Source organism: Peribacillus sp. NPDC097197, assembly GCF_050278025.1.
GTDB lineage: Bacteria > Bacillota > Bacilli > Bacillales > DSM-1321 > Peribacillus.
The window spans coordinates 1-24,309 of record NZ_JBNNST010000005.1; the positions used below are offsets into that span (position 1 = coordinate 1).

Genomic DNA, 24,309 nt, shown 5'->3' on the forward strand with positions numbered 1-24,309 from the left:
AAAGCATCTTTATCACCTCAAGTTTTAATACTTTTATTTTAAAATAAAAAAGACTGTAGGCAAAGTCGATTTTCATCGAGTTTGTCTACAGTCTGGCGCTCCCTTTAGAGGGAGCGTTTTTAAAATGGGAGGACCGAAGCTTTCCCATTAATTTAGGTTAAACTGACTTGGACTGTCTTAAAATTCTCCCTCTTACATATAGATGTAGGGAGGAGGGGTGTACATGCTTTCTAGGTGGTCAGGAATCTTTCAGGTTGCAGCCGTTTATGTAGGTACAGTTGTCGGAGCGGGTTTTGCAACTGGAAAGGAGGTTGTTGAGTTCTTTACCCGTTATGGCTTTTATGGCTTTATCGGGATTTTAATAGCAGGCTATATTTTCATTTTCAGTGGTACGAAGATCATGTTGATTTCCTCAAGGATCAAGGCAGCTTCCTATGAAGAATTCAATCAATTTTTATTTGGGAAGAAATTAGCGGGCGTCATCAATGTTTTTTTCCTTATCATGCTGCTAGGTGTTACAGCGGTCATGATTTCGGGATCAGGTGCCGTTTTCGAGGAACAGCTTGGCATCTCGAAAAACGTTGGGAGCTGGACAACGGCCCTTCTGGCTTCATTGGTTTTGATGCTAGGAATGCGTGGGCTTTTTACAGTGAATTCTTTTGTTGTTCCCATCATGATTCTATTTAGCTTGATTCTGTTCTTCTCGACTTTAGGGACGGGTGAATTTTTATCTTCTCTAACGCAATTCCCAGAAGAACGGATCAGCTTGAAGATGATATTCTCCCCGTTTGCCTATACCGCTTTTAACCTGGCTTTAGCGCAGGCGGTGCTTGTTCCGGTGGCGTATGAGGTTAAGGATGAAAGAATTATAAAGCAAGGTGCTATTTTGGGTGGGGTATTCCTTACGATTATTCTACTCACTGGGCATTTATCACTTATGACCCTTCCGGATGTGATGAGCTATGAAATTCCATCGGCGGTCCTTATGAAAATGGTGGGCGGTCATTTACATTGGATGTTCATCTTGGTGATATACGGCGAAATCTTCACTTCAGTCATCGGAAATATTTACGGATTGCAGAGGCAAATCAGCAACTATATTAAAGTGCCTGGCATATTCATCATCGCCTTCAGCTTTATTGTGGCGTTGATTATCGGCACGTACGGATATGGAAGACTCCTGGGTTATCTCTATCCGGTATTTGGATACATAAGTTTACTGTTTTTAATCCTCGTCTGGAAAAGTGATGCAGGCAAAAAAATATAAAACGAGGGAAAGGGCTTACGTGCCCTTTCCCTTTATTTGATATCAGGATTCTTTCATGATTGTTTTAGCCATCTCTAGAAAGGCATCCCGGTAATCTTTGTCCTTCTTTGTAAACATGGTTAAGCGGACAGGGGACTTCTCATCTTTGAGTAAGACAGAAGTAACCACATCATCGCCGTTCACGACTTCATAGCCGGAACCATTATCTATGTTAAGTGCCGGGTCCTCTATCTTCTCTGAAATGCTTTTCAGTTGGGTTTGGACATTTTCCTCTACTTCGTCCCATTTGACATCGCCCGTTAATAATTCAATCCTCATGGATACAGAGTCGTCATCGGTCAGGAAAAGGACATCCTTTCCAGGCTCCTCGGCAGTCAACTCGAACTGTTGTAAGACGTATAGGCTAAATGGTTGATTATCACTATTTTTCAGGAAGGCTGTTTCTTCTTTTGCTTCCCCATTACTTGTATATTGCAAATTCTGTTCCATAAGCCTAACCTTTTTTGTCCCTTCAGAACTATCAGTAGCTCCATTTGTTGAGCCTGCTGTATTCTCTTCTTTTACCGTATCTTCTTGTGGTTCAGCCGTCTTGTCGTCCGTGGTTGTCCCACATCCGCTCAGCAATAGGGCCGCCATTGTCGCTCCGCCTAAATATTGCGTCCATTTTTTCATCGTTTTCCCTCAACTTTCTGTTGAATTTCTCATATGTGTAGAAAGGCATGACCTATCGACGCTCTGGAGAGAATCATCCCTTTTATATATAGACGAATGAAAAAGAAAAAAGTTACAAATGATATCATGGTAACCAAATGAACCATAAAGTTCCTGCATAGGAAAACGGAATGGTCAAAAACCATTCCGTCGTTCAGTACCTTCATCCGATGATCTTATAATTTTTATGATTGACAACTGTCTTCTGTTCAAGCTCCAAGTCAAGGTAATTTTCCATATACGTGACGTCCACGATTACAGAGTTCTCATTCACTTTCTCGACGATTCCTTGTAAGCCTTCTCTAAATTCAATGATATTTCCAACTTCCGCTTTCTTCATGGTAATCATCCTTTCCCATCTCGTTTTCAATGATAATCAGTAACTATGAATAAATGGATTATTCGAACACCTTGCTGTTTAGATTTTGACCTGGGAAGTGCAAGTAAAAAGATATAGAGTAGTTATAATGACTGGTTAGAAAGTACAGGTATGTGTTTTTTACATATTATGGAAATCAATATAAGCACACTTACTCTTACTTGTATGAGTCTGGATGATACTTATGTACGAAAAATACCAATCAATTTACAATGTGATATTTTACTTTACAGTTTGCACTATTTTTATGTATTCGTAAAGAATAATATAGTCAAGAGACCACAAAAAGTTCTGATTGATAATAAGCGTTAAGGTTATGTTAAAATAGAAACGGAATTTCTCCTATACAGGTAAGGAACAGAAACAACTAATAAGGAGGAAATAGAATGGATTCCGAAGAAGCAAAACTAGTCCTGAATAAACTGGCTAATCGGGAAATGGAAGAGTTCAGGATCAATAAGGAAGAATTTTTGAGTTTTCGTGAAGTGCTTGTTCAAAGAGCGGATTTCAAACATTTCCGAGGAAATGCCCAACATAATGGGGAAGTCATTTATACGTATTTAGAGGAAGCAAGAAGTTAAAATAGGAAAAGGACGGTTCGAATCGATGAACCGTCCTTTTCCTATTTTTTTATGGAATATCCATCTCCTTCCTCAATTTAAGAAGGGTGGTTTTTCGCCATGATTTCACGGCTGCAATCGAGACATTGAATGTATTGGCGATTTCATTTTGATTTTTATTTCCGATGAAAGTAAAGATGAGCCAGCGTTGCTGGTTCAATGTCAAGTTTTCTGTGTAGGCTAAGAGGTTCTCTGTCACGAGGGCCTCTGTGTGCATAGAAAAGGGATCTTCTATTTCAAGAACCGCTGCGTCAACTGGCTGGATATGCGTGTCGTATTTATGGAGGCGTTTTAATTCATTGATGATTCTCCCTTTTATGACTGTATATGCGAAGTTGGAGAATTGTCCGTTTGCTTCCTTGTACTTGCCTTGAGCTTCCCATAATGCAATTAATCCAATTTGAAAGAAATCCTCTTTGTTTTTATAAATGGATAGTGAGCGGATAACATGATGAATCATCGGAGTGAATTGTTCTGATAAACTTGTAAAACCGTCCATTTTCTACGCCTTTTTAAAAAGTGCACTTTTCGTATATTCCCGGGTGCTTTCACCTTAAATAATTTCATGGAATATATCGAAATGGAAAAATGCATAAAATAAAGGGGAGAAAATTGAATTTTGCGACGGAAAAACGTAAAAAAGCACCATCCATTATCGATATTTCGAAGTTTTGATTGGGTTAGACAAAATAAATAAAGGCACACCCGGCTTGCCGGGTGTGCCTAATGAAACTATTGATTATTTTTCCGATAGATTTTCAGTTCCTTGATTATCGTTTCTTTCAAACTTTCATTTTCATTCATAATGAAACCGTACATATAAGCGGATCCACTTTTCTTTTTCCAGAGAATTCGTCCACGTAAATCAATCTCGTCTGCATTTATGATGAAAGTTAGCAAAAGCTCGAGGTCCGCTTGCTCCGGAAGGTCAAGATTGGACTGGAACTTGAGCCCTCCGGCACTGATGTCCAGAACGGACATGGCCCCATTTCGGCTTTTATTTTCCAAGTTGTTTACTCTAATGATGCTAAAAAAACCAGAAAGCGGACGATCGAAAATAAAACGAAATGCTTCATCCCTGTTATATTTCACAATATGTCCCCCTGGAAATTCAGTATCTTTTCCGTTTTCTATTTTATCCATTTACAAGAATGAACGGATGGATACGTGTATGACCTTAACTCTGTGATTTCCGGAAGCCGGCCTTCACTGCATCCTGTTCTGTACAAAACATTTCTTCTTCTTTTGTTATATCATAGTATTGTCCACTTGGTATGTGGTAGATCTTATCACCTTTTGAATTGATATTTCCTTTAATGTTCGGATTGGAGCACGATGATTTTTCGGTGGTTTTTTCTGTTGTTCCTTTATCCGTTTTCGAATCATCGTATCCTTTCGAAGTGGCATAGTTTTCAATCGACCAAATGCCGATTTCCTCTTTTTGAGCTTGTTTCTGGATGGCTTCCAGTTCGTCAAGATATTTTGTATTGGGTGCATATACGTATGCGACCCGTGCGAGCCCTTTTTCTAGCAGAAGCTTATTTACCATTTTTCCATCTACATAAAAATAGGCCAGCAGACGGCCATATTTGTCTCGTTCACCGATTCCTGTCTCCACTTCCACTTCCGAACCGGCAGGCATTAGCTCTTTTGAAAACTTGCTAGCTTCAGGACCAAAGGGTTGTACGGGCTTGGAAGGATGGACGGTTTCGGGGGTATCGATTAAAAGAAGCCTGACCGTTTCTTGCTTTCCATTAGACGTCTTAATTTTCACCGTGTCGCCATCGACCACGCGAACTATTTGAGCTGTGAAGGTTTTTCCTTTTGATTCATTGGAGACTTGGTCTGTAGAAAGGGAGTTTTCCTTGGTGGAAGTATTCGTTTCTTCTGTGGACTTTTCTTCTGACAAATCGTCGGTTATTTCCTGGCAACCTGTTAATGTAAACGCACATAACGAAATCAGTAAAAATACATATTTAAAAAAAGTACTATATGTCGGTGTAGTCACCATAAATCCTCCATTCAAGTTGTTTTCCATGGTGTCATGGATAAGTAAGGGTCGCAAATAATACTACCTTATAAAATGATGAAAGAAAATGAAAAATATTCTATTTTCACCATATCCACTGTCCTCTCTGATGGTTTATTCTTATTAAGAAATCGTGAAGCAAGAAAGGTAGGAACCGGAAATATGTTCAGGTTAGAAAACATAACGTTTAAAGGGATTCTAAATATTGACCATCTTGAAATCCCGGCAAGGAAAATAACTTGTTTGACTGGGGAGAGCGGAGCTGGGAAAACGTCACTGCTTAGACTATTAAATAGAATGAATGAGCCGGACACCGGGTCGATTTTTTATCAAGAGCAACTCCTTGGAACATTTAACCCGATAGAGCTCCGTCGCCAAGTTACGATGCTATCTCAAACAGCACTCACCTTACCTGGAACCATTGAAGAAAACCTCCAATTTGGATTAGAGTTGACCGAAAGAGAAAAGGAATCAAAGGACGAGCTACTAAACGTACTTGAAACGGTATTGTTAAAGAAGCCATTATCAGCTGATGTAGAGAAATTGTCGGGTGGGGAGAAGTAAAGGTTGGCATTGGCAAGATTGCTTCTATTGAAGCCTGACGTATATTTATTGGATGAGCCAACATCCGCTCTTGATGAAGAGTCAGAGTTGGATGTCATGAACCGGTTTTTAACTAAAGTGAAACAGGAAATGGGAACCGTGGTCATGATTACTCATTCCAGGCAACTTGTGGATGAATATGCTGAGGAAAGGATCGTTCTTAAAAAGTCAAAGGAGGGGGACTATTAATGGAGAGTAGTGGGATAATAAATATTGAGCTTTGGCGTTTATGTGCGGCCTATGTATTCGTGGTTCTCCTGCTTATCATTGTAAAATGGCGAGGGATATCGAGGGAAAAACAAATTTTGCTCGCTACAGTACGCATGACGGTCCAACTTATTCTTGCAGGGTATGTATTGACGTATATATTCGAGAATCCCCATCCCTTGCTTTCAATAGGATTTTTTATGTTTGATAGCCTGGTTCTCTATCCGAAATATTTTTAAACAAATACCCTTTACGCTCAGCAAGAAAATCAAACGAATGGTCATTTTGAGTATGCTCACAGGTCCGATGGCCGCTTTGCTTTATTTTAACTTGGTCGTCATCCATTTCACGCCATGGTATGAACCACGTTACTTTATCCCGATTGCTGGTATGATTGTGGGGAATGCGATGACCGGCGTTACGTTAGCTTTAAAGAACCTGCACGAAGGCATCACAAGTAACCGCGATAAGGTGGAGGCGATGTTGATGCTTGGCGCCACGCCGCAGAAAGCCGTCAAAAAATATGTGGATGCCGCTTTCGATTCGGCAGTGCTGCCGACTTTGAATAATATGTTGGGTATGGGGATCATTTTCCTTCCGGGAATGATGACTGGGCAAATTCTTTCGGGAATCAGTCCGCTCATCGCCATAGAATATCAAATTGCCATACTTATTGGGATTCTTGGTAGTGTCTCCATAACGGTCATCCTCTTTATCTTGCTGAGTTTTAAGGCGTTTTTCACAAAGTCTGCACAACTGTCCATCTAAAACTTTTTAAAGGAAATAAATTAATTGTTGCAGTTTTATCCTAATTTTTGTACGATTCTTTAGAAACAGGATAGTTATGGTTTGTTTGTTGAGAATGATAATGATATTCTGAAAAGGAAATCGTAGATTTTCGTATCTTTCTTAAATGAATAGGGAAAAACCTTACATATCCTATTCTTGTTAGTTTATTTTATATTAAAGGAGAATGATTTATATGGTAGAAAAAACGTTTACAGTAACTGCAGAAACAGGAATTCATGCTCGTCCCGCTACATTGCTTGTACAAGCAGCTGGTAAATTTGATTCAGAAATTAACCTTGCATATAAAGAGAAAAAAGTGAATCTTAAATCCATTATGGGTGTTATGTCTCTTGGAATCGGTAAAGGTGCAGAAATCACGATTACTGCAGAAGGCAGCGATGAAAATGATGCTCTAAAAACACTTTCTGACACATTGAGCAGAGAAGGTTTGGCAGAATAATGTCCACGCTGATAAGTGGAATCGCAGCGTCAAGCGGCATAGCCATCGCGAAAGCCTATCGTCTTATCGAACCGGAATTGTCGGTTGAAAAAAGGAGTATTGAGGATGTTGAGGCTGAAGTAACCCGTTTCAAGGAAGCCATCCAAAAATCTACTTCAGAATTGGAAATCATCAGGAACAAGGCCGAGCAGGATTTGGGGGCCGATAAGGCAGCCATTTTTGATGCCCATTTACTAGTACTTTCCGATCCGGAACTTTTGAACCCTGTACAGGATAAAATCAAGTCCGAAAACATAAATGCTGAATCTTCTTTACATGAAGTTGCAAGCATGTTCATTACGATGTTTGAACAAATGGATAATGAGTACATGAAGGAAAGAGCCGCTGATATCCGTGATGTAACAAAACGTGTCCTATCTCATCTTTTGGGTATACATATTCCGAATCCAAGCATGATTGCAGAAGAAGTGATCATCATTGCCGAGGATTTGACGCCTTCTGATACGGCCCAGTTAAATCCGATGTATGTTAAAGGGTTCACGACTGATATCGGTGGCAGAACATCACATTCAGCCATTATGGCTCGTTCATTAGAGATTCCGGCAGTTGTAGGAACTAAAACGGTGACCGCTTCCATCGAAAATGGGGACTTGGTCATCATAGACGGGCTTAATGGCGAAGTGCATATTAACCCGACCCCTGAACTTGTGCAACGGTACGAGGAAATGCAGAAAAAATATGCCTTGCAGAAGGCTGAATGGGCAAAGTTGGTCCATGAACAAACGGTTACAAAAGATGGGCACCAAGTAGAGCTGGCAGCCAATATTGGGACACCGAAGGATTTAGAAGGTGTTCACAAAAATGGTGGGGAAGGAATCGGTTTGTACCGGACAGAATTCCTCTACATGGGACGAAATGAAATGCCTAGTGAAGAAGAGCAGTTTGAAGCCTATAAGACGGTGCTGGAAGGGATGGCCGGAAAGTCGGTTGTCGTCAGAACACTTGATATAGGCGGGGACAAAGAGTTACCCTACTTGCAGTTACCTAAGGAAATGAACCCATTCCTTGGCTATCGGGCAATTCGTTTATGCTTAAATGAGCAAGAAATTTTCCGTATCCAGTTACGGGCGTTGCTACGGGCAAGCATTTACGGAAACTTGAAAATCATGTTCCCAATGATTGCGACCTTAACGGAATTCCGCGAAGCCAAAGCTGTGTTGGAAGAAGTGCGGCAGGAATTACTTGAAAAGGATATCCCGGTGGCAGAAAAGATTGAAATCGGCATCATGGTTGAGATTCCTTCCACTGCGGTCATGGCAGATATTTTTGCCAAAGAGGTCGATTTCTTCAGCATTGGTACGAATGACTTGATTCAATATACAATGGCAGCGGACCGGATGAATGAGAGAGTCTCGTATTTATATCAACCATATAACCCGGCAATATTACGACTTGTTAAAATGGTAATTGATGCTGCCCATAAAGAAGGAAAATGGGCAGGAATGTGCGGCGAGATGGCGGGAGATGAAGTGGCTGTCCCTATTTTAATTGGGTTGGGCCTTGATGAATTCTCGATGAGTGCCACCTCTATCTTAAAAGCTCGATCTCTAATCAGGAAACTTTCACTTGAAGAAATGAAAAAACTATCACAAGATGTCTTGGTGATGGATACAAACGAACAAGTGAAAGAAGCTGTACTTGAAAAAGTGAATAAATAGCATGACAAACGGCGCTTTCATCCAATGAAACTTCAATGGATGAAAGCACCGTGTTTATTTTTTTGAAATCTTCCAAAAGATGTTTAACAACGTTATACATGGGTAAATAAAGGACAAGCACAGTTGTTTAGCTCGATATGAGCAACTGACATTCTCATTTCCCCCTTTTAAAGCCGGCTGGGTTTCCCAGCCGGCGATTTTTTTGGGGGAATAGGATAAAACTCTCCGGGGAATTGGGATATTGATAATTCAGATTTTTCACTTTATACAATAAAGGATATAATAAAATCATGTTTGGTATTTTTTATGAAAAAGGGGGAAGTACAGTGGATTTATATTTACAAAAGAAAAATGCCTTGATTCTGGCCTCGAGCCAAGGGTTGGGAAAGGCAATAGCGGAAGAGCTTGTTAAAGAAGGTGCCAACGTCATGCTCGCTGCGAGAAGTGAAGAAAAATTGGTGGCAGTTCAAAAGGAATTATCAAAGATCGGCAAGGGGAAAGTGTCGTATAAAGTGACGGATATTACAAAACCTGATGATATTAAGTCGTTGTTGGAGAAAGTGGCTGAAGAATTTGGCGGGCTAGATATCCTTATCAATAATGCCGGAGGTCCTCCAGGGGGGACATTTAATGATTTTAGTGATGCAGACTGGCAACATTCATTTGAACTGAATTTATTGAGCTTTATCCGAACCATTCGTGAAAGCTTACCGCTTCTAAAAAAACAAGGCGGCAAGATCGTTAACATTGCATCGTCTTCTATTAAAGAGCCAATACCCGGCCTATTGCTATCGAATACTTTCCGCACGGCAATCGTGGGATTGGCGAAAACATTGGCTACAGAGCTAGCACCAGACAAGATATTGATCAATACGGTTGGACCGGGTCGAATCGCAACCGAGCGCATTCAACATCTGGATCAATTCAATGCCGAGAAACAGGGTGTCTCAACTGCAGATATCACAGGGAAAGCCCTTAGTAACATCCCGCTTGGGCGTTATGGCGAACCAGAGGAATTTGCGAAGTTCGTAACCTTCCTCGTTTCTGGGGCCAATACATATTTAACCGGCCAATCTTATTTGGTAGATGGAGGGATGGTTAAATCCATCTAGTTTGCATTAATTCACAGATGATTCGAAGGGAGAATGAACATGAAAGAGAAAAACACAGTAATCGGATTTATTGGTACAGGGGTTATGGGAAAGAGCATGGCGGGAAACTTGCTTAAAGCAGGTTACGAGGTACATGTTTATACCAGGTCCAAGGAAAAGGCAGAAGAGTTGATTGGTAAGGGGGCAAAGTGGGCAGCAACACCTAGGGAGATTGCCCAACAAACGAATGTGATCATTTCCATGGTCGGGTATCCGAGTGATGTCGAGGAAATTTATCTGGGGGAACAGGGCCTTATTGAATGTGCAAAAGAAGGGACACTTTTAATAGATATGACAACCTCCACACCCTCCTTGGCCATGAAGATAGCGGGAGAAGCACGGAAAAAGGGGCTGGAAGCTCTTGATGCCCCAGTTTCCGGAGGAGATGTGGGTGCCCGTGATGGCAATCTAACCATCATGGTGGGCGGAGATCCTGCTGCATTTGAAACAGTACGCCCAATTCTTGAGTGCATGGGAAGCAATATTGTTCATCAAGGCCCTGAGGGTTCAGGTCAGCATACGAAAATGTGCAACCAAATAGCGATTGCCTCCAACATGATCGGGGTTACGGAAGCCATCTCATACGCTACAAGGGCAGGGCTTGATCCGGAAAAAGTCCTCCAAAGCATTTCCTCGGGCTCTGCCGGCAGTTGGTCCCTATCCAATCTTGTCCCACGAATGGTCAAAGGTGATTTTGAACCAGGGTTTTATATCAAGCATTTTATTAAAGATATGAAAATTGCACTTGATGAAGTGGAGAAAATGGGGTGGGATGCGCCTGGATTAACTTTGAGCAAATCTCTGTATGATGGGCTTGCAGAGGCTGGTGAGGAGAACAGCGGCACCCAGGCTTTATATAAACACTATAATTAAAAGTGCTATCCGCTCCTTTTTTGAATAAGCTGTAAGCGACAGCCTTTACAAAAAGGAGAGATACGTATGGGTGACTTTGACGATATCCACATGAAGTTCCAGGAACTTGAAGATGGCATATATATTGTCCGAATCGAGGGGTATAAACGGGAAAAAACGATTCACCAAACAAAGCCCATTCGTTGGGAATTGAAATTGATGAATGAGAGCCCCTTGATCTTACCGGTGAAATTCAGTCATATCGAGACCGATGCTGGTTTTCAAATATTAATGAGGGAGTTAAAAAACCTAGGGCATTCGAAACCGCGAAACGCCAGGGAATTTGAAGAGGTGATGACGGATCTATTGGGTTCAATAGTCGAGGTCAGCCTTACGACAACCAATAAGGAAGAAGGCTATCGCGAAGTGCGATTCTTACGAAGGTTGTATTAATATTGCCATACTCTCTTTTTTACAAAGAAAATGGCCTCAACGGTTCCTACTGTTGATGGCCATTTTTTTGTGCATACTATACTCACAGTTATTTTAAAAAGGCTGCGATACGATCCAATCCTTCTTTAAGTGTTTCCATGGAATAGGCATAGGAAATCCGGAAGTATCCTTCCCCCAGTGGCGAGAAGGCATCTCCAGGAACGACAGCTACCTTTTCCTGTTTTACTAGTTCCAGGCAGAACTCCAAGGAGGATGGGTAGCCTTCAGGCAGTTTTACGAAAAAGTAAAAGGCACCATCCGGTTTGACCACATCCAGATCCATTGCTTGTAATCGGTTGTACACGTAGTCCCTCCTACTAGCATATTCCGTTTTCATGGACATGCTATCGTCTTTTCCAACTGTTAACGCAGCTAAGGCAGCACGTTGCGAGATGGAGGAGGCACAAGTTACGTTATACTGATGGACCTTTAACAAATGTTTAGAAATCGACTCGGGAGCAAATAACAGACCAATCCTCCAACCAGTCATTGAATGGGATTTTGATAAACCATTTAACACAATGGTTTGTTCCCTTAAAAAAGTGGCGATTGAAACATGATCCTGGTCGAAAACCAACTCGCTATATATTTCATCGGCTAAAATGAAAATATCCTTGCCACGCACGAGCTCTGCGATGTCCTGTAGCTCTTCTGCCGTTAGTGTGACCCCGGTTGGATTTGAAGGGTAAGGCAAAACGATGCAACGGGTTTTTTCGGTTATGTATGTTTTTAGGATATCAGCGGTCAAACGAAAACCGTTCTTAGTCGTGTCAGCGTAAACAGGCTCGGCCCCGCTCATTTTAATGATCGGCTCGTAGCCTGGATAGACGGGGCCCGGGAGGATCACTTCATTTCCAGGGGTGAGGATGGTCCGAAATGTAATGTCGATTCCTTCGCTTGCTCCCGAAGTTACGATGACTTCATTGACTGGATTGTATGAAAGCTGGTATTTATCTTTTACATAAGCGCTCGCGGCTTCCCTTAATTCCAAATATCCGGCATTATGGGTGTAAACCGTATAATCATCATCAATCGCCTGTTTTGCGGCTTCCTTAATATGTCGGGGTGTAGGGAAGTCGGGCTGACCTATCGTTAAAGAAATGGTCCCTTTAATATCGGCGACTAGATTATAGAATTTTCGGATTCCAGATATTTGAACCTCTTTTACAAGCGGGTTTACTAAATGTTCCATTTGAATATCCTCCTTGTTCTTATCAGTTTGTGAATGGTTATATGAATGTATCAAATCCATTCTATTTTATCATTTTGTAAGGGGAGAGGAAAAAATACTTTTTGTGATTAATGTATTGAAGGTATAATGAAGTTCAAGATCAAGAAAATTTTGAGGATTGATATAAATGATTAGAACCTGTGCCATAACAAAAGAAAAAGAGGTCATTTTTGATTTAGAGCTAAAAAAATTAAGTGATGATTATATTGAATGGTATTGGGTGGACTTTTCAAAACCTACTGTAGAGGAAATAAAGGTGCTATCGAGCCATTTCCACTTTCACCATTTAGCCATCGAAGATTGCCTTGATGACTATAACCAGCGGCCAAAAATGGATTTTTATGAAGGCTATCAATTCCTCGTGATACATGCCATAAGGCAGAAAATCTTCAAGGCTGTCGAATTGGGTCTTTTTATCGGGGAAAAATGGTTGGTCACATTTCATAAGGAAGAACTCCAGGAACTAGAAGAGGTTTGGAGGGAAATCCCTGAGTTGGAAACCTTAAAGCAAGGGCCGTTCTTCTTGATGCATAGACTGATTGACCGGGTCGTCGATGAATTCTTTCCTCCTGTTTATAAAATGGAAAGCGAGCTTAACAGTATCGAGGATAACACGGAGAATGAAACGATATCGGAATTGATGAATCAGCTATTCGATTTGAGAACGGATTTGTCGAAGCTTCGGCGTACAATCTTGCCCATGCGTGACTTATTGTATAGGATGATTACTTCTGATAGGTTGAACTATTTAAAGGATCAGCATCTATATTTCCATGATGTATATGATCACCTTATTAAGCTAACGGAGATGCTTGAATCCTATCGGGATTTTTCTTCAGATATTCGCGATAGTTATCTGTCGGTCAATTCGAATAATATGAATTCTACGATGATGACTTTGACTGTCATTACGACCATTTTCATGCCACTCACTTTCATAGTGGGCGTGTATGGTATGAACTTTAAGTATATGCCTGAATTGAATTGGCACTATGGCTATTATGTAATCCTTGGGATGATGGGTGGCATTGCTTTTATGATGTTTTTATATTTCGTCAAAAAAGGCTGGTTGGAAATAGGTAAAAAGTCTCGTAATAGGTAAAATCGATTAAGCGATCTGCCATATTGATGGAACAATGATAAAAGTCTTTGTTATAATGGATAGGTTATCATTAATTTCCAAAAATGTGAAAGAGAGGTAGTTTATTATGGAAAGATTAGTAGAGGTTTATCCAGATGAAGGAAGAGAGTATGCAGGTTTTTGGATACGATTTGGTGCCAATATCATTGATGGAATCATAATCGGTATCCCCACAGGAATCCTGATGACCATCGTGAATCTAATTTGGCTCGGCAGCATGTCAAGCGTTCAGGAAGACATGCTTGATCCCAATTATGAGCCGGGAGGCGGAGAAATCTTGGCCTTCATGGGCGGGACTTTCATCACCTTATTTTTAGCTATACTTATTAGCTTTCTATATTATACTCTATTACACTCTTCGAAATGGCAGGGGACTGTCGGGAAAAAACTGCTTAATATTAAAGTGGTGGATTTAAATGGAAATCGTATCGGTTTCGGCAAGGCTGCGGGCCGCTATTTCGCTACGATTATTTCAGGAGTCATCCTTTATATCGGCTATATCATGGCCGGGTTCACGGAAAAGAAACAAGCGCTCCACGATATGATAGTCGGAACGCTTGTCGTAAAAAAGTAAATGAATCAAAGTAGGGAGGCTCAAAGGTGGGCCTTCTTTTTTTCGTGTGCCTCGGTAATTCATTTTCACAATATTATTTTTTGCCCAGGATTCTAAACAATCGGCGTAAATAACCGAATTATTAGGTAGAAGTCATTTATCTATAAGGTAAAGGTTTTTTTTGCTAAAATGTATTATTTTTCAATCTAGAAAAGTAGTATATTGAATAAATAAATGATAGATGTAAGGGAAGGGCGAGATAAATAAATGGAAGCCAATAAAGGAATATTACTTGAAAGCGGTACGAATGAACTTGAAATCGTCGAATTCGGGATTGGAAAGAATAAATTCGGCATAAATGTAATTAAAGTGAAGGAAATCATAAATCCTGTACATATTACCCTTGTGCCTCACTCCCATCCGAATGTGGAGGGGATCATTGAGCTTCGTGGTGAAGTGCTTCCTGTCGTTAATGTAGCTGATGCCTTAGGGTTTCCTGCATCGGAAAATCCAGAACAGGATAAATTCATAGTCGCTGAATTCAATCAGCAAAAAGTCGTCTTCCATGTCCATACGGTGACACAGATCCATCGTATCTCATGGACACAAATCGAAAAGCCTTCGGATATGTATCAAGGCTTGGAAAGCCAGATTATCGGCGTTATCAAACTAAACAGTGAAATGATATTATTGCTGGATTTTGAGAAAATCGTCGTCGAAATCAATCCTGAGTCAGGAATCAATGTTCAGCAGGTTAGAAAACTTGGTCAACGTCAAAATTCCGAAAAGAGAATCTTGATTGCTGAGGACTCGCCATTACTGCGTAAGTTGCTGTTCGATACATTGACTGAAGCCGGATTTAAGCAATTGGAGTTCTACGAAAATGGTCAGGATGCCATCAATTATTTGGAAGGGCTCGTAGAAGCCGGCAAAACGATTGTGGAGGAAATCCAACTGGTGATTACGGATATTGAGATGCCTCAAATGGACGGGCATCATCTTACTAGAAGAATTAAGGAGAATGGCAAACTCGCTGAATTGCCGGTCATTATATTTTCATCGTTGATTACAGATAGCCTACGCCATAAAGGGCAGGTAGTCGGTGCGGATGCACAGATCAGCAAACCGGAGATTGCGGAACTGATAAGATTGATCGATCAATTTGTTTTATAACCTATGAAAATGGGACGAGGATATTAGATCCTCGTCCCGTTTTTTTCTTTTAATACTTTGAACCTTTTCCTAAAAAAGAAGAGGGGAATGGATTATGAAAGGGCTGTTTAACTTGACTCCGTCCATATGACTTTTTTTCGGCCTTTACAGGGCTGGTTTGTTTTTCGCCAGCTTGTCCAACGTAAGTTTGTAAAATTTGCTTTGCTTTTGATAGTGACAAGGCAGCTTTAGGATTTCGTATGGACGCTGCGCGACTGCCGAGATGGGGGAGGGTTTTTAAGTCTTCCTTCGTAGGCGGTAGGTGAAAGACGTATGATCCACATTCAACAATGACATCGGATTGTTGCGCGGCAAAGCGAGGGTTGTCAGAAAAATGGAGTCCCATCTTCTTCGCTTTTCCTTCTTGCATGAGCTTATTTAATGCGAGCTTCTTTAAATTGTACAGATTTTTAGGCTCCAATGCAGTCTTAGCATGTTTATTTACTATAAACACGGCTTGGGCAAGGGAGTTTATCGAAAACTCATCCATTTCAGAATGTCCTTTCGTTTGATTCATAGTAGAAACTCCTTTTCATCATAGGTTTAGAAGTAATGCTATTGAAATAGATTTCTTCAATCAAGTCTACCGTTTATTTATATTGGTGTGATATTAGGCTTGTAAGGTAGAGTCGGATGGAAAATAGTTCAAAAATTTATAATTCAAAGTTATTCCCAACACTTTACCATCTATGCATTTCATATTATACCACTACAAAATATATAAGGAAGCAAATTCTAATACTGTGACGCTTTAATTTGTGAAAAACTATAAGGTAAAGAACTTGTATCCATTAAGAAAAGAAGGCGGTTCATTCCGCCTTCTGTGCAACCCTTATTGGGTGTAGATATTAATATTTTCATTGACTGCGGCTTGTGCGCCGAATTGTTGTGGGTAGCCCTGAAAACCTTGGTACCCCGGATATCCCTGATTGCCTGGATAGGGAGGGGCAGGATAAGGAGGGTAAGCGGGCGGATAGGGAGGATACGGCGGATACGGCGGCGGGTATGGTGGACGGTTGTTGAATAATAACGGACCTACTGCTAATCCAGCCACAAATGATAAAGGGAGCAATAAAGGAAAGAATGGAAAGAAGCGTTCATCGTTCCCATATTCAATTCCCATTTCATCCCCGTATCCGTTACGATATACATTTTGCGGATGTGGATATTGTTGGTAGGGATAGAAAGGATAATAATATTGTGTTTGCATGGTTGGCCTCCTTTTCTCTATGTCTTTACATAGTATGGTTTATTTTATGAAAAGAGCCTGTTCCAGCTGAATCTGTTATAATGAATCTATTCGTTTTTCAAATAGTTGAGGTGGTTTTATGGAGCCGTTTAAGAAGGTTTTGGCCGTAGGTTTTGGAGGTGCGGGTGGAGCATTAGTACGCTATTCAATTAGTGCCTCGACATCCGTTTTTTTCTTTCCATTTGGGACGCTCCTTATAAATATAGTAGGGTGTTTTTTGCTTGGAACGATAAATGGGTATTTCGCCTCTAAAAAAAAGTCACTCGTTTTTTTAGCTCTTGGTAGTGGGTTTTGCGGAGGGTTTACCACGATGTCTACATTTTCTCAGGAAATGGTAACGCTTATGCGGCATTCCATGATTCAAGCAGCGATTTATCTAGGAGCTACGCTTGTAATGGGACTGTTTGCTGGTTTTATAGGGCTGCGTCCTTTTACTGACAAAAGAGGTGAGACCTTGTGATTCATGTTTTCTCCGTTTTGATTGGAGGGTTTTTCGGTGCAGCCTTCAGATATATGTTTCAGACTTTATTTAATAAGCTTCTGCCTTCGAAGCCCATACCATTTAGTATTTTGCTAATTAATCTAATTGGGTGTTTCGGGTTAGGATGGATCTTTCCAAGAAAGGAAGAATGGGAACTTTCTATGCAGTTGATGCTTTCAATGGGATTTTTCGGTGCTTTTACGACTTTCTCCACTTTCAGTATGGAAGCTCTTGACCTTATGAAAAAACACCGCTACATAGAATGTCTTATCTACATAACGGTATCGGTTATTGGTGGCATCTTGGCGTTCCTATATGGTTATATGCTTTAAAGGTCTTATCCATTAACACTTTTGCAGGATGGTAAAATTATCGAGGTGTTTCCATTCACCATCTAATGCTATAATTCACTACATAGGAATTTTCACGCACAGGCTTTGTTAATGAGTCTGGCGATTTTCCCCTGTATTTCTTGTTATTCTGCTCTTAGTTCATAAATGGTCAATTCAGGGCGCGATAAAAAGCGATAAGGAAGTCGGGTTGTGCCAAGACCTCGGTTAACATGTAGAGTCAAGGAACCAAGATCAAAGGTCCCCTCCGTATACTTTTCGGCATATGGGGGAGTGACAAGGGCACCAATCAAAGGAATTTGAACTTGCCCGCCGTGACTGTGCCCGCTAATCTGATAGTGGATATCATAAGTGCTAGATATATCTGCCAGGTCTGGAGCATGGGAGAGCATAATGGCGAACCCCCCTTTTGGTATACCTGAGAGAGCCTTTTCAAAGTCAGGTTTTCCGAGCATCGCATCATCCACACCAGTTAGGAATATTTCTTCTGCTGAAAGTAATGAAACCCGGGCGGAATTATTTTGCAACATGGTGAAATTCGATTTTTCCATGATATCTCGATATATCTCGGAGCCATACCCACCGTGATCATGGTTACCGAAAATGCTGAACTTGCCCAAGGGCGCTTTAAGTTGATTCAACACAGGTGGGATTTCATTTTGAGCATTATATTTATTGGGCTCGTCCATCAAATCACCGGTAAATAAAACAATATCCGGATCCATTTGGTTTATCTTCTCGACAATCGCTTGCAAGTCACTAAGCTGAAATTGAAAGCCTAAGTGGGTATCGCTGAACTGTATCATTTTCATACCATCAAAACCTTTAGGAATAAGAGGGTGGCTGATAAAATTGTGCTTTATTTCTAACCACTTTGGCTCTAAGTTATGGGCGTAATATCCGCCCCCAACGCTTAAACCAGTTACAGTCGCCAGCGTACGCAGGCCATTTTTTATAAATGTTCTTCGGGAAATACTTTTACTCAAATTAATCAACCTATCTACATTAAGAATGTTACTTCCTCATATTAACAAACAATGTACATAATTAGAAGAAATCTCTTCTATAGGCAAAGGGAAACCTAGTTTATTGGAGTCGAATGGTTAATATCCAGTTTAAAACTGACATTTACACGGAGGTAGCATGATGACCGAACCAATGTTTATTACACTGATTATACTTCTATGCGCGTTCGCGCTTTTTATACAAGGTAAATTTCGTGCGGATTTAATCGCTCTTTGTGCCCTTGCTGTTCTGGGGCTGACTGGCATACTTACATTTAATGAACTGGTGGCGGGGTTTGCCAATCCCGTAGTGATTATGCTAGCGGCCCTATATATCGTCGGGGCAGGATTATTCAATACTGGAATCATAGAAAAGATAGGAAACAAATTGCTTAACTATTGTGGTGGGAATGAGTGGAAGTCACTATTGATCGTCATGGTAACGGCAGGCCTATTAAGTGCACTATTAAGCGGTACCGGTATTGTTGCCATTTTGCTTCCACTTGTAATGAGCATGGCTTTGCAACAAAAAACAAGTCCGACCCGTTATTTATTGCCACTGGCCTATGCATGCAGTATTGGCGGACTCATTACACTAACCGGTACCCCGTCAAATATGATTGTAGCCAATGTATTGAGGGAAAATGGGTTAGAGACATTTTCTTTCTTTGATTTCGCACCAATCGGTTTGATTGCATTTATAGCTGGGCTTTTCTTCATGCTCACACTGGGACGTTTGCTATTACCGGAAAAAACAATTGCAGCCAATAATAGTGTAAAGGGCTTATCCGCGGGGGAACTGGCTGGAATGTACAAAGTGTATGATCTTTTGCATTACCTACACATTCCTGCTTCATCGGATATTGTCGGAGAAAGGCTATCCGACCTTCAGCTTCCCATTCAATATGAATTGACATTAATTGAAATTCAACGGAAATCCAAAGACAAGCAGTTGCCGTTGCTTCAAAAGCAACAAACGATATCTGCCAGGGCCAATGAGGTACTGCATCCGGATGACATCATTTTGGTTTTTGGTGAAGAAGACGCGGTTCAGAGATTAGCGGAGCACTATGAATTGGAATTCAAACACTTTAATACGGAACAAATTAAGAAACATTTCCTTAGCAGTAAATTTGGTTTGACGGAAATATTGATCGTCCCGAACTCGGACTATGAAAATCAAACTCTTATTGATGTTCATTTTCGTGAAAAATACCAATGTAACGTGCTTGCAATCAATAGGAATGGTGAATATATCCAGGCGGATGTCGGAACAGAGCGTTTGAAACCTGGCGATGCGATATTGATTCACGGGGAGTGGGAGAATATCGAGAGGATTTCTTCCGATCTAGAGGATGTGATAGTGATAGGTACAACCTCAGAAGAAAGTTCCGCTGTGGATTCAAAATCCAAAACGTGGATTGCCTTGACCATAATGGGCATCATGATCGTTCTATTATCGATTGATTCGATTCCTCCTGCTTTGTCGGTCCTTACCGCTGCCTTGCTGATGATCGTAACTGGCTGTGTCCGTTCCATGGAAGATGCCTATCAAAAGATAAATTGGGAACCTATCCTATTAATTGCGGCCATGCTGGGGCTGACCGCTGCTTTTGATGATACAGGTGGTGTCAGGATGATAAGTGATTGGATGGCTTTATTATTCAATAATATTGGTGCACATGGATTATTGGCGGTCTTTTATCTCTTGACCCTGATCCTGAGCCAATTCATCCCGTATGGGGCAGCTACAGTCGTTATGACGCCCCTGGCATTAACCTCGGCAGTCAATCAGGGAATCGATCCCGTTCCGGTTTTCCTCTCACTGGCGGTTGCAGGAAGCCTGGCCTTGGCGACACCAAGAGTGGCGACTACAAATGCGTTGGTCATGACTGCGGGCGATTATAAATATGAAGATTTCACCGTCATAGGCATTGCGACACAAATCTTCATCGGTGTCATCGTGGTCATAACGATTCCATTGTTCTTCCCATTTTAATCGTGCATTAAAAAGGCCATTGTTCGATTTTAGAACAATGGCCTTTTACTATATCCGAGTAAAATAATAGAGATTCCTTCCTATATTTTTACCCATATAAAGGGTGAAAAGGGAGGATTGCGAAAGTTAGTATTATCAACGCCAACAACTAATGGTATAATTTTTGCATATTGATGTTTCGTAATTAGGGGGAATACATCATGGATGCAGAAAAAATATTAAAGAATTTAGACAGGGTAACACCTTTTTTTCAACCCATTTTCAGTGCAGATCAACATCAGGTCATCGGGTATGAAATACTAGGGCGCTATGAGGAAAAGGGCGAATATGAAAGTCTTGGTACTTTTTTTCACGATTCTTCCGTGCCTGAAGAATATCGGATAGAAGTGGATAATTATGTGTTGGAAATAGCTCTCGAACGAATAAGGGATTATGGTGAGGATTTTCTCATTTTTATTAATCGCGATCCCAATTTGCTTATGCTCGATCATGGCGAAGAATTTATGGAAATTCTCCATCGTCACTTTCAACCGGAGGAAATGAATAGAATCGTTCTTGAACTATCGGATACGATCAGCCCGGAAAACTACGAACCATTACAACATGTACTCGCCTATTTTAAAACATACGGCATTAAAATAGCATTTGATCATCTTGGGGAAGATAGTCAACTCGATCATATTGCTCAGATTTCTCCGAATATTTTAAAAGTGAATTTGAATCAACTTCGAATATCAGGGGGAGACGCATACCAGGTCATTCTCTTCTCGCTCAGTATGCTAGCACGTAGGATAGGGGCCAATTTACTGTTTGAAAATATCGAGTCTGAGTACCAGCTCCGTTTTGCTTGGAAGAATGGGGGGCGTTATTATCAGGGGTATTTCTTAGCAAAACCTGACGGGGAATTTATTGATAAAGATTTACTTCGAGAAAAATTTCATCAGGAATGCCAATCTTTCATATCTCTGGAAACAAAAAAGATGGAAGCCGTTTATCAAAAAACCCTGCAGTTTAATGAAGGGATGCAAGATTTCATCAAACAACAAAAAGGAAAAGGTTCGCATGAGGAATTCCTCGGAATCCTGGCGAAAAAATTGGATTCAGTATGTTTTCGGTTATATATTTGTGATGAAGAAGGGTATCAGAAATCGCCTAATATTCTTCATAAAGACGGACAATGGGTGGTCCAACCTAAATATATGAATCATAATTGGAGCTGGCGCCCTTATTTCCTTGAAAATATCGTTAAAATGCGCAATGAAAAAAAAGGCATTTTATCTGATCTGTACAGTGATATCGAAACGGGGGAGACGATTAGAACCTTTTCATATCCGCTGAATAATAAAGAATATATTTTCTTTGATTTGTCCTATAGCTTCCTCTATGAAAACGAAGCCTTGTTATAAAAGCGGATGCAGGTATAATATTGTTCAAAATGTGTAACGATAAGCAAAAATAATGCTTGGAGGAGACATATTTTGAGTACATATATTTGGATTCTACTCATTGTCGTAATCATCATGTCGATATATTTACTCTTTTATACCTATTCTGTTGCAAAAGGGCAGAAAGCGGTCAAAGGGAAGTACGATTCGTCTCTCGATGATTCAGTAAAAGAGCATCCATATTTGTGGAATCCGATTTTTATTTCTTTATTGGTTGCAACGGTCTTGATTGCTGGTTTCATTTTTTATTATGCATTTAAATAATTCATAAGAAGGAAGATTTCGGAAATTATGAAATCTTCTTTTTTTATGGAATAGCGAGAAGAAAACTACCAATATTCGGGTAGTTTTCCAATATGGTATTTTTTTTCAGTTTGGTCTTATCCATGGCGGGTAAGGAAAAGTATAGACAAAAACCGGTATGATTCGGATATTATACTACCTAGGAGATGAAACTATGAAAAAATATTTAGTTGCTTGCGTCGTTAGTGCTCTTCTTTTAATCGGAGGCTTACCTGTTACTGCAGAAGAAGGCATACATAGGGAACAAGTATTTTCGTTAATGCAGGAAGCATTAAATGATCAAGGTTCACTCAGTGAGGAAATAAGAACGGAGAAAGACATTAAAGGAAAACTGAATGATCACTTCACGGAAGAGTTCATAGATAAGTTTTATAAAGCCAATGTCGTGCAAGTCGAGGGAGGTTATATGGCCTTCGGTTCGGATTTCGCACCCTATTATATTCCTTTCTTTAGCTATGATGATCATACAGAAGTAATCTATGGGGAAAACTTGGACTACATGTATGTACAAGAGTCATTTGAGGCATCAGAAGGGGGCCCTGTCACTTCCGGGAAACATGTAGAGACAGTTACCTTGAAAAAAGAAAATGACGTCTGGAAGGTTGCCGACGTTTCATATGAAAGCGCAAATCAAAAAGAACAGGCAGATAAGTAATATAGTTGATTGGATAATCGAATATCCAGCATGAAAAAAGTCTAAAGAAGGATGATCTTCTTTAGACTTTTTTAAAATTAAAGATTCAATTCCTTTTCAATGGCATCGATATTAAAACCAATGATGGCTTTTCCATCGATGACTACTGTAGGTGTGGAATATGATCCATATTTATTAGTTAATTCTTTGCGGGCATGCCCATCTGCTTTAATATCTTTTTCCTTATATTCGATATTGTTATCATCCAGAAACAATTTCGTTATCTTGCAGGGAGGGCATTCGGGTTGTGTATATAGGGTAATGTCTTTCATGATTTCCTCCAAATAATCTTTAATTGAGTTCTTATTCATTATAAAGAATGGCACTACTTTTGGATAGGATTATATCCTGGGTTATCACGTTTGACCAAATAGTCGATTAACCCCATGGAACAGACTTCCAGGTCCATCCTAATAATCTCGAACACGGGATGGTCCCCCGTTATGCCCATTGATGCAAGGTGGGTGGTGACTTTATCGAAAATCATTTCTATAGTTGCATCGACTTGTTCCTTGAACGTTTTGTATTCGTTGAAGGCAGTTTCAGCTGTTTGAACGAAAATGGGCAACCAGTAACGCAATTGTTTATATACTTCCGTTGGATTATCCGAAACGCCGTAATGGCCAAAATATATCCGATTCACATCCAAACTTTCATACAAATCCGCAGCGGCAAGCATCGCTATGGGATTAAATTGATTAGGTGATGTAGAAGGTAAATATAATTCGATGCCATCTGGTTCAAGTTCACGATAGTACACACCGACCGTATCACCGGAAAACATTCCTTTTGAAACTGAATCGTATATGCTGAGATGGTGGTTTGCGTGGCCTGGGGTATCATACAAGGTCAAGGTACAGTTGTCGCTCGTTTCAAGGGATTCCTTGTTTCCCTTAATGATGATTTTTTCGTGCGGAACTGGAAGGATGGGGTTGAAAAGTTTGTCGAAATCCGCACCGTAGACCTCTTTTGCCCCTGCAACCAATCGCGTTGGATCTTCAAGATGGCGCGCACCTTTTGGATGGACAACCACTTTTGCGTTCGGGCAATGCTGTAAAAAAAGGCCAACCCCCCCTGCATGGTCCAAATGAATATGGGTTAGAATGATATATGTAATGTCTTCTAAAGCAATCCCCAGCGCTTGCAACCCCTTGAGTACATGAGGGATGGAGGGGCTGGCAGATGTCTCAACTAAAGTAATGTCCCTATCGGCCATTACATACGTACCAGTTCGGTTCTCCCTACCTAGATCAAAACCGTCAATGAGAGAAACACGATAACCGAGATCACTAACCTTAACCAATAAAATGCACCTCCGGAAAATTTTTTGTGTACAAAATTCATTCCTTATTTTATTCTGATAATAGTA

Annotated in this window: 29 protein-coding genes and 1 pseudogene; 19 read left to right on the forward strand and 11 right to left on the reverse strand. The window is 40.6% G+C overall.

Features of this window, described 5'->3' with window-relative positions:
* The first annotated feature begins 223 nt into the window (after window positions 1-223).
* Window positions 224-1,267, forward strand: coding sequence for a YkvI family membrane protein (locus ACQKL6_RS08215; RefSeq protein ID WP_402867973.1), 1,044 nt, complete (start codon window positions 224-226; stop codon window positions 1,265-1,267).
* 42 nt (window positions 1,268-1,309) lie between these two features.
* Here the strand turns inward: ACQKL6_RS08215 and ACQKL6_RS08220 are convergent, their stop codons facing one another.
* The gene (locus ACQKL6_RS08220) at window positions 1,310-1,939 is read right to left on the reverse strand and encodes a hypothetical protein (RefSeq protein ID WP_402987691.1); all 630 of its coding nucleotides are present in this window, start codon (window positions 1,937-1,939) and stop codon (window positions 1,310-1,312) included.
* Between the two features lie 202 nt (window positions 1,940-2,141).
* Complete coding sequence (locus ACQKL6_RS08225; protein WP_402867977.1) at window positions 2,142-2,318, reverse strand: YkvS family protein; 177 nt, start codon at window positions 2,316-2,318, stop codon at window positions 2,142-2,144.
* 425 nt (window positions 2,319-2,743) lie between these two features.
* Between ACQKL6_RS08225 and ACQKL6_RS08230 the strand changes: the two genes are divergently transcribed.
* Complete coding sequence (locus ACQKL6_RS08230; protein WP_402867979.1) at window positions 2,744-2,938, forward strand: abortive phage infection protein; 195 nt, start codon at window positions 2,744-2,746, stop codon at window positions 2,936-2,938.
* A gap of 49 nt (window positions 2,939-2,987) precedes the next feature.
* On the opposite strand, the gene ACQKL6_RS08235 is transcribed toward ACQKL6_RS08230, so the two are convergent.
* From ACQKL6_RS08235 to ACQKL6_RS08245, 3 genes are all read right to left on the reverse strand, one after another.
* On the reverse strand, window positions 2,988-3,476 hold the full coding sequence (locus ACQKL6_RS08235; protein ID WP_402867981.1) for a sigma-70 family RNA polymerase sigma factor: 489 nt from the start codon (window positions 3,474-3,476) through the stop codon (window positions 2,988-2,990).
* 233 nt (window positions 3,477-3,709) lie between these two features.
* Window positions 3,710-4,069 carry a PilZ domain-containing protein gene (locus tag ACQKL6_RS08240; RefSeq protein ID WP_402956096.1) on the reverse strand — a complete coding sequence of 120 codons (360 nt, stop codon included), beginning with the start codon at window positions 4,067-4,069 and terminating at the stop codon, window positions 3,710-3,712.
* 85 nt (window positions 4,070-4,154) lie between these two features.
* Window positions 4,155-4,985, reverse strand: a complete 831-nt coding sequence (locus ACQKL6_RS08245; RefSeq protein WP_427591052.1) for a thermonuclease family protein — start codon at window positions 4,983-4,985, stop codon at window positions 4,155-4,157.
* A 75-nt stretch (window positions 4,986-5,060) separates the two neighbouring features.
* Here ACQKL6_RS08245 and ACQKL6_RS08250 point away from each other — a divergent pair, with 75 nt between their 5' ends.
* The 8 genes and pseudogenes from ACQKL6_RS08250 to ACQKL6_RS08285 all read left to right on the forward strand — a co-directional run bounded on the left by ACQKL6_RS08250 (window position 5,061) and on the right by ACQKL6_RS08285 (window position 11,239).
* Entirely contained in the window at window positions 5,061-5,570 is a 510-nt protein-coding gene (locus tag ACQKL6_RS08250; RefSeq protein WP_427650953.1) for an ATP-binding cassette domain-containing protein, read from the forward strand.
* Window positions 5,571-5,573: 3 nt separating this feature from the next.
* Entirely contained in the window at window positions 5,574-5,798 is a 225-nt protein-coding gene (locus ACQKL6_RS08255) for a hypothetical protein (RefSeq protein ID WP_427591054.1), read from the forward strand.
* Window positions 5,798-6,584, forward strand: a pseudogene (locus ACQKL6_RS08260) (ABC transporter permease). The gene ACQKL6_RS08255 and the pseudogene ACQKL6_RS08260 overlap by 1 nt, the downstream one beginning before the upstream one ends.
* A gap of 214 nt (window positions 6,585-6,798) precedes the next feature.
* Window positions 6,799-7,065 carry a phosphocarrier protein HPr gene (locus ACQKL6_RS08265; protein WP_402867991.1) on the forward strand — a complete coding sequence of 89 codons (267 nt, stop codon included), beginning with the start codon at window positions 6,799-6,801 and terminating at the stop codon, window positions 7,063-7,065.
* Window positions 7,065-8,783 carry a phosphoenolpyruvate--protein phosphotransferase gene (ptsP, locus tag ACQKL6_RS08270; RefSeq protein ID WP_427650954.1) on the forward strand — a complete coding sequence of 573 codons (1,719 nt, stop codon included), beginning with the start codon at window positions 7,065-7,067 and terminating at the stop codon, window positions 8,781-8,783. The genes ACQKL6_RS08265 and ptsP overlap by 1 nt, the downstream gene beginning before the upstream one ends.
* 326 nt (window positions 8,784-9,109) lie before the next feature.
* Window positions 9,110-9,895 (forward strand): SDR family oxidoreductase, encoded by a 786-nt coding sequence (locus tag ACQKL6_RS08275; protein WP_402987702.1) that lies wholly within the window; start codon window positions 9,110-9,112, stop codon window positions 9,893-9,895.
* 39 nt (window positions 9,896-9,934) lie between these two features.
* Complete coding sequence (locus tag ACQKL6_RS08280; RefSeq protein WP_402987705.1) at window positions 9,935-10,807, forward strand: NAD(P)-dependent oxidoreductase; 873 nt, start codon at window positions 9,935-9,937, stop codon at window positions 10,805-10,807.
* Window positions 10,808-10,873: 66 nt separating this feature from the next.
* Complete coding sequence (locus ACQKL6_RS08285) at window positions 10,874-11,239, forward strand: hypothetical protein (RefSeq protein WP_402868000.1); 366 nt, start codon at window positions 10,874-10,876, stop codon at window positions 11,237-11,239.
* A gap of 88 nt (window positions 11,240-11,327) precedes the next feature.
* Here ACQKL6_RS08285 and ACQKL6_RS08290 read toward each other — a convergent pair whose 3' ends face one another.
* Complete coding sequence (locus tag ACQKL6_RS08290) at window positions 11,328-12,470, reverse strand: aminotransferase A (RefSeq protein ID WP_402987708.1); 1,143 nt, start codon at window positions 12,468-12,470, stop codon at window positions 11,328-11,330.
* A 166-nt stretch (window positions 12,471-12,636) separates the two neighbouring features.
* On the opposite strand from ACQKL6_RS08290, the gene corA reads away from it, so the two are divergent.
* The 3 genes from corA (at window position 12,637) to ACQKL6_RS08305 (ending at window position 15,376) form a co-directional block, all read left to right on the forward strand.
* Window positions 12,637-13,611, forward strand: a complete 975-nt coding sequence (corA, locus tag ACQKL6_RS08295) for a magnesium/cobalt transporter CorA (protein WP_402868003.1) — start codon at window positions 12,637-12,639, stop codon at window positions 13,609-13,611.
* Window positions 13,612-13,717: 106 nt separating this feature from the next.
* Window positions 13,718-14,224 carry an RDD family protein gene (locus ACQKL6_RS08300; RefSeq protein WP_402956116.1) on the forward strand — a complete coding sequence of 169 codons (507 nt, stop codon included), beginning with the start codon at window positions 13,718-13,720 and terminating at the stop codon, window positions 14,222-14,224.
* Between the two features lie 246 nt (window positions 14,225-14,470).
* On the forward strand, window positions 14,471-15,376 hold the full coding sequence (locus ACQKL6_RS08305; protein ID WP_402868006.1) for a chemotaxis protein: 906 nt from the start codon (window positions 14,471-14,473) through the stop codon (window positions 15,374-15,376).
* 49 nt (window positions 15,377-15,425) lie between these two features.
* Here the strand turns inward: ACQKL6_RS08305 and ACQKL6_RS08310 are convergent, their stop codons facing one another.
* A complete protein-coding gene (locus ACQKL6_RS08310) occupies window positions 15,426-15,932 on the reverse strand; it encodes a YkyB family protein (RefSeq protein WP_402868007.1) in 507 nt (168 codons plus the stop codon).
* 315 nt (window positions 15,933-16,247) lie between these two features.
* Entirely contained in the window at window positions 16,248-16,625 is a 378-nt protein-coding gene (locus ACQKL6_RS08315; protein ID WP_402956118.1) for a hypothetical protein, read from the reverse strand.
* Window positions 16,626-16,743: 118 nt separating this feature from the next.
* Between ACQKL6_RS08315 and ACQKL6_RS08320 the strand changes: the two genes are divergently transcribed.
* Together ACQKL6_RS08320 and crcB are read left to right on the forward strand one after the other, a co-directional pair.
* Window positions 16,744-17,124, forward strand: coding sequence for a fluoride efflux transporter FluC (locus tag ACQKL6_RS08320; protein ID WP_402868010.1), 381 nt, complete (start codon window positions 16,744-16,746; stop codon window positions 17,122-17,124).
* Window positions 17,121-17,477: a fluoride efflux transporter CrcB gene (gene crcB / locus ACQKL6_RS08325; protein WP_402868011.1), complete on the forward strand. Its 357-nt coding sequence runs from the start codon at window positions 17,121-17,123 to the stop codon at window positions 17,475-17,477. The genes ACQKL6_RS08320 and crcB overlap by 4 nt, the downstream gene beginning before the upstream one ends.
* A 143-nt stretch (window positions 17,478-17,620) precedes the next feature.
* Here the strand turns inward: crcB and ACQKL6_RS08330 are convergent, their stop codons facing one another.
* On the reverse strand, window positions 17,621-18,481 hold the full coding sequence (locus ACQKL6_RS08330; RefSeq protein ID WP_427650955.1) for a metallophosphoesterase: 861 nt from the start codon (window positions 18,479-18,481) through the stop codon (window positions 17,621-17,623).
* A gap of 160 nt (window positions 18,482-18,641) precedes the next feature.
* Between ACQKL6_RS08330 and ACQKL6_RS08335 the strand changes: the two genes are divergently transcribed.
* The 4 genes from ACQKL6_RS08335 to ACQKL6_RS08350 all read left to right on the forward strand — a co-directional run bounded on the left by ACQKL6_RS08335 (window position 18,642) and on the right by ACQKL6_RS08350 (window position 22,901).
* Window positions 18,642-20,498: an SLC13 family permease gene (locus tag ACQKL6_RS08335; RefSeq protein WP_402868015.1), complete on the forward strand. Its 1,857-nt coding sequence runs from the start codon at window positions 18,642-18,644 to the stop codon at window positions 20,496-20,498.
* Window positions 20,499-20,698: 200 nt separating this feature from the next.
* On the forward strand, window positions 20,699-21,904 hold the full coding sequence (locus tag ACQKL6_RS08340; RefSeq protein ID WP_402868016.1) for an EAL domain-containing protein: 1,206 nt from the start codon (window positions 20,699-20,701) through the stop codon (window positions 21,902-21,904).
* Between the two features lie 72 nt (window positions 21,905-21,976).
* Window positions 21,977-22,207: a hypothetical protein gene (locus tag ACQKL6_RS08345; protein WP_402868018.1), complete on the forward strand. Its 231-nt coding sequence runs from the start codon at window positions 21,977-21,979 to the stop codon at window positions 22,205-22,207.
* A 193-nt stretch (window positions 22,208-22,400) separates the two neighbouring features.
* Window positions 22,401-22,901 (forward strand): DUF3993 domain-containing protein, encoded by a 501-nt coding sequence (locus ACQKL6_RS08350; RefSeq protein WP_402987717.1) that lies wholly within the window; start codon window positions 22,401-22,403, stop codon window positions 22,899-22,901.
* Window positions 22,902-22,978: 77 nt separating this feature from the next.
* On the opposite strand, the gene ACQKL6_RS08355 is transcribed toward ACQKL6_RS08350, so the two are convergent.
* Together ACQKL6_RS08355 and ACQKL6_RS08360 are read right to left on the reverse strand one after the other, a co-directional pair.
* Window positions 22,979-23,212, reverse strand: coding sequence for a glutaredoxin family protein (locus ACQKL6_RS08355; protein WP_402868022.1), 234 nt, complete (start codon window positions 23,210-23,212; stop codon window positions 22,979-22,981).
* A gap of 53 nt (window positions 23,213-23,265) precedes the next feature.
* The gene (locus ACQKL6_RS08360) at window positions 23,266-24,243 is read right to left on the reverse strand and encodes an MBL fold metallo-hydrolase (RefSeq protein ID WP_427591059.1); all 978 of its coding nucleotides are present in this window, start codon (window positions 24,241-24,243) and stop codon (window positions 23,266-23,268) included.
* Window positions 24,244-24,309: the final 66 nt, after the last annotated feature.

Excerpts from the sequence above, each read along its gene's own strand:
- ACQKL6_RS08355 (WP_402868022.1), bottom strand. The coding sequence starts at position 23,212 with ATGAAAGACATTACCCTATATACACAACCCGAATGCCCTCCCTGCAAG.
- ACQKL6_RS08225 (WP_402867977.1), bottom strand. The coding sequence starts at position 2,318 with ATGAAGAAAGCGGAAGTTGGAAATATCATTGAATTTAGAGAAGGCTTA.
- ACQKL6_RS08300 (WP_402956116.1), top strand. The coding sequence starts at position 13,718 with ATGGAAAGATTAGTAGAGGTTTATCCAGATGAAGGAAGAGAGTATGCA.
- ACQKL6_RS08235 (WP_402867981.1), bottom strand. The coding sequence starts at position 3,476 with ATGGACGGTTTTACAAGTTTATCAGAACAATTCACTCCGATGATTCAT.
- ACQKL6_RS08290 (WP_402987708.1), bottom strand. The coding sequence starts at position 12,470 with ATGGAACATTTAGTAAACCCGCTTGTAAAAGAGGTTCAAATATCTGGA.
- ACQKL6_RS08250 (WP_427650953.1), top strand. The coding sequence starts at position 5,061 with ATGATGAAAGAAAATGAAAAATATTCTATTTTCACCATATCCACTGTC.
- ACQKL6_RS08265 (WP_402867991.1), top strand. The coding sequence starts at position 6,799 with ATGGTAGAAAAAACGTTTACAGTAACTGCAGAAACAGGAATTCATGCT.
- ACQKL6_RS08335 (WP_402868015.1), top strand. The coding sequence starts at position 18,642 with ATGACCGAACCAATGTTTATTACACTGATTATACTTCTATGCGCGTTC.
- ACQKL6_RS08215 (WP_402867973.1), top strand. The coding sequence starts at position 224 with ATGCTTTCTAGGTGGTCAGGAATCTTTCAGGTTGCAGCCGTTTATGTA.
- ACQKL6_RS08320 (WP_402868010.1), top strand. The coding sequence starts at position 16,744 with ATGGAGCCGTTTAAGAAGGTTTTGGCCGTAGGTTTTGGAGGTGCGGGT.
- corA (WP_402868003.1), top strand. The coding sequence starts at position 12,637 with ATGATTAGAACCTGTGCCATAACAAAAGAAAAAGAGGTCATTTTTGAT.
- ACQKL6_RS08280 (WP_402987705.1), top strand. The coding sequence starts at position 9,935 with ATGAAAGAGAAAAACACAGTAATCGGATTTATTGGTACAGGGGTTATG.
- ACQKL6_RS08350 (WP_402987717.1), top strand. The coding sequence starts at position 22,401 with ATGAAAAAATATTTAGTTGCTTGCGTCGTTAGTGCTCTTCTTTTAATC.
- ptsP (WP_427650954.1), top strand. The coding sequence starts at position 7,065 with ATGTCCACGCTGATAAGTGGAATCGCAGCGTCAAGCGGCATAGCCATC.
- ACQKL6_RS08340 (WP_402868016.1), top strand. The coding sequence starts at position 20,699 with ATGGATGCAGAAAAAATATTAAAGAATTTAGACAGGGTAACACCTTTT.
- ACQKL6_RS08230 (WP_402867979.1), top strand. The coding sequence starts at position 2,744 with ATGGATTCCGAAGAAGCAAAACTAGTCCTGAATAAACTGGCTAATCGG.
- ACQKL6_RS08285 (WP_402868000.1), top strand. The coding sequence starts at position 10,874 with ATGGGTGACTTTGACGATATCCACATGAAGTTCCAGGAACTTGAAGAT.
- ACQKL6_RS08305 (WP_402868006.1), top strand. The coding sequence starts at position 14,471 with ATGGAAGCCAATAAAGGAATATTACTTGAAAGCGGTACGAATGAACTT.
- ACQKL6_RS08315 (WP_402956118.1), bottom strand. The coding sequence starts at position 16,625 with ATGCAAACACAATATTATTATCCTTTCTATCCCTACCAACAATATCCA.
- ACQKL6_RS08310 (WP_402868007.1), bottom strand. The coding sequence starts at position 15,932 with ATGAATCAAACGAAAGGACATTCTGAAATGGATGAGTTTTCGATAAAC.
- ACQKL6_RS08220 (WP_402987691.1), bottom strand. The coding sequence starts at position 1,939 with ATGAAAAAATGGACGCAATATTTAGGCGGAGCGACAATGGCGGCCCTA.